This window comes from Synechococcales cyanobacterium T60_A2020_003 (genome assembly GCA_015272205.1).
GTDB lineage: Bacteria > Cyanobacteriota > Cyanobacteriia > RECH01 > RECH01 > JACYMB01.
Map to the genome: position 1 here is coordinate 1 of JACYMB010000371.1, position 3559 is coordinate 3559.

The window sequence follows — 3559 nt, forward strand, 5'->3', positions numbered from 1 at the left end:
ACTCAAAACTGAGCATTTCTCCTGCGGAGACGCTGCGCGAACAAAACTCAGAATTAGTACGATACGAACTAACGGTTGCTCCTATTCTCCCAAACGAAAGGCAAATCCTCGAAAGTGCGATCGCCCTAAGCTCGTTTTCGCGCCAGTGTCAAGCCATCGGCAATGGGCACAAGGCTAAGGTCAATCCGCTCATCAGCGTAAAGTTTGGCATTCAGGGCGCGAATATTGTTCGTTCGGTTGTCCATTTCCTGGGGATCCGCGACCCGCCCCGACCACAGCACATTGTCAATCGCGATTAATCCCCCAGGACGTACCAACTGGAGCGATCGCTCGTAGTAATCGTCATAGCCGGACTTATCCGCATCAATGAAAGCAAAATCGAACTGGTTGGACTGTCCCTCCGCGATGAGCTGATCTAGTGTTTTAACGGCAGGCGCGATCCGGAGATCAATTTTGTGAGCCACACCCGCCCGTTCCCAATAGCGACGGGCAATCGCCGTATAGTCTTCGCTAACATCACAGGCTATTATCTGTCCATCGGGTGGCAGGGCTAGGGCAACCACTAAGGAACTATAGCCTGTAAAAACGCCAATTTCCAAAGTCTTCTTGGCACCGATCAGCTTGACCAGCATTGCCATGAATTGCCCCTGCTCCGGTGCAATCTGCATCTGACGCATAGGATGGTGGGTCGTTTCCTCCCGAAGTTGACGCAAAACCTCCGGTTCGCGCACGGAAACAGACAGAAGGTAATCATAAAGGCGATCATCCACGGTCAGCGTTTTGTTAGACATAGATTCCCGATTCCCGAACAAGAAATAGCACCTGTTTTTCTACGATACGTCACTACACGCATGAATTTCTCCGGGTTGGTTGCTAAACAGCGTTTTTCTGAGAGACGAGGATCTGTCCTAGTCCTGGATCAGACCAACAGCATTCTCCTTTGCGGGTAAGAGATCATGTAACCCTCGGCGATCGCGTCCTAGCACGGCCAATCCCAGCAAAAGACCAAATTCAATCACCAGAATCGAAAGAAACATCATAAATGGCTTTCTCGGTTTTTAAGGAAAACTTTTAAGTGATTGTGTTCTCCATACCTTACATTCAGTACAGGTGTAGCAGGTTCGCTCCATTGGGTTGTTGAATATGAGTGTGGTATGGGAAACAAACGATTAGCGATGGGAATGACGCAGGTTGTACAGCGGGCGATCGCCATTGGCATCACAGTAGCTTGCGGCGGCCTGGTAGAGGTACTCAAAACGACCCCGGCCCAGGGTGCTGAAGAAATTCGGATTATCCTGCGTGGGCCTCTAGCTGTTTCGGTTTCAGTTGAGTCCCTAGAGAACCTAGCCGAAACCGGGGAAATCCCGCCAGAACTGCGTGCCTATAGCCGATTTTTCAATGATGGAGCTTTTGATGCTGCTCAGAGAGAGCTGCAACGACGATTTAATATTGATGTCGTAACCGCTAGCCGTCTTACCTATTCACCCCTCGGACGAGATGTGATTGCTCAGGCGGGGGAATATATTCGAACCGCTCCGAATATCAACGGATTCTACGGCATTCGTGCCGCTGTGATTAACGCTGCCGCCAAAAATACGAACGAAGCGGGATGGACGCTCATTGATGTGCTCAACGAGTTTCCGACGGAGACAATCGAAATCAAGGTTGGGGACATCTTGAGCTATTGGAAATGGTTTAGAGCCTATCTAAACTACGACCAAGCCATGATAGATGCCATTCAAACCGTTGCTAACCAAGAGGCGATCGCCCAAACCACCATCCAGCCTGCTGAACTTCCCAACCTTAGCCAACCGGGAACCGTTGAGTTTGAACAGAAAACGATTACCGTTACGAACCCAGTTCTCCGGCAGTCGGCTCAGGGATTGACGGTGAATTACGACTACGACGTCGATGTCTATGTGCCGCAAGGATTGAGTCAGCCTGCACCGATCGTGATGATTTCCCACGGATTTGGTTCCCGCAAAGAAAACTTTTTATTGTTAGCGGAACACCTGGCTTCTCATGGCTTTGTGGTCATGATTCCCGATCACGTGGGTAGCGATCTGACCTATCGACAGAACTATTTGCGCGGTGGACTTAGTACGCTGCTCAATCCCAGCGAATTTTTAGCCCGTCCCCAAGAGATCTCTTTCTTAATCGACGAGCTTGAACGTCTCGTTGCAACCAATTCAGACTGGGCATCGGTTCTCGATCTGAATGAAATTGGCGTAATGGGCGATTCCTTTGGTGCAACGACCGTTTACTCCCTGGCAGGAGCCGAATTCAACTTTAATCGGCTTGCAGAGCAGTGCCAGAATCCTAATCGATTGCTCAACTTTGCAATGTATATCCAGTGCCGAGCCGAGTTCCTGCCCAACACTCAGTACGACCTCAAAGACGATCGTATTCGTGCAGCAATCATCACCCACGGGCTGGGATACGGACTCTTTGGGCCAGAAGAACTTGCCAATATTGAGATTCCCTTCCTCATGGTGGCGGGCAGCAACGATCTGGTCGCGCCCGTGGAGACGGAACAGTTCTATCCCTTTATGTGGTTAGGCAGCCCCACGAAATATCTAGCCTTACTCACCCGTGGCACCCACTTTTCTACTAAACCGGAAGGAGCCGCGGGTGCTAGCGTCTTTCCAGCCTTCCTGCGGGGTGAAAATGCCGAGTTTGGTCAAGCCTATGCCCGTGCCCTAACCGTGGCCTTTTGGAATCGTTACCTTCGAGGCGATGCCAGCTACGACCCCTATTTAACAGCAGCTTACGGTCATTACCTGAGCGCAGATACGCCAATGGCGCTAGACATTATCCAATCTCTCACGGCGGACGAGATTGAAACAGCCTACGGCGATCGCCCCTTTATTCCCATTGAGCAAGCCTCTCCTTCAGCTATTGCGGAAGAAAAGCCTCCATCGGTGTTGGCGGATATTGCGGAGCGTGATATTTTGCGGGTCGCATTGCGGCGCAATGCTCCCCCCTTTGGCTTCCTCAACACCAACGATCAATGGGATGGTTATTGCGTAGATTTTGTAAATGGACTGCGATCGCACCTCGAACAGCAGTTAAGCAGCGATGTGGCGATCGAGATCGTAGAACTTCCCTCGACGTTAGAGAATCGGTTTGATCTGGTGCGGGATGGTGATGTGCATTTGGAATGTGGCCCGAATACGATTCGTCCAGTGGACGGAGTATCGTTTTCTCAGCCGATCTTTGTCGCCGCAACGGCGTTGTTGCATGAAAGAGGGGTTACGGGCGGGAGAGGCATGGTAAATTTCAGTTACCACACATAAAACCTGCCATGAAACCTCAATACCGCATCCGCAACTGGTCAGAGTATAACGCTGGAATGAACTACCCCGCCGCAAGCGGACGGGGTATCAGAATCAAAAAAGAGCAAGTTGCTCATCTCGGTGCAACTGGAGATACTCATTGCCTTGATTCTTGACGTACTTGGCAATCATTCCTTCATCTCCATGCTGGCCTACCGTACTCGCAAAGGGCGTTGTTGCATGAAAGAGGGGTTGCGGGCAGGAGAGGCATGGTAAATTTCAGT

Annotated in this window: 3 protein-coding genes; 2 read left to right on the forward strand and 1 reads right to left on the reverse strand. The window is 50.8% G+C overall.

Annotated features, from left to right (window positions below):
• Positions 1–125: 125 nt before the first annotated feature.
• The gene (locus tag IGR76_17955; GenBank protein ID MBF2080341.1) at positions 126–791 is read right to left on the reverse strand and encodes a class I SAM-dependent methyltransferase; all 666 of its coding nucleotides are present in this window, start codon (positions 789–791) and stop codon (positions 126–128) included.
• 363 nt (positions 792–1154) lie between these two features.
• On the opposite strand from IGR76_17955, the gene IGR76_17960 reads away from it, so the two are divergent.
• Together IGR76_17960 and IGR76_17965 are read left to right on the forward strand one after the other, a co-directional pair.
• Positions 1155–3296 (forward strand): alpha/beta hydrolase, encoded by a 2142-nt coding sequence (locus tag IGR76_17960; protein ID MBF2080342.1) that lies wholly within the window; start codon positions 1155–1157, stop codon positions 3294–3296.
• A gap of 8 nt (positions 3297–3304) precedes the next feature.
• Positions 3305–3451 (forward strand): hypothetical protein, encoded by a 147-nt coding sequence (locus IGR76_17965; protein ID MBF2080343.1) that lies wholly within the window; start codon positions 3305–3307, stop codon positions 3449–3451.
• The last annotated feature ends 108 nt before the right edge of the window (positions 3452–3559 follow it).

Bases quoted from the DNA above. Each gene is read 5' to 3' on its own strand.
- IGR76_17955 (MBF2080341.1), bottom strand. From the start codon at position 791: ATGTCTAACAAAACGCTGACCGTGGATGATCGCCTTTATGATTACCTT.
- IGR76_17965 (MBF2080343.1), top strand. From the start codon at position 3,305: ATGAAACCTCAATACCGCATCCGCAACTGGTCAGAGTATAACGCTGGA.
- IGR76_17960 (MBF2080342.1), top strand. From the start codon at position 1,155: ATGGGAAACAAACGATTAGCGATGGGAATGACGCAGGTTGTACAGCGG.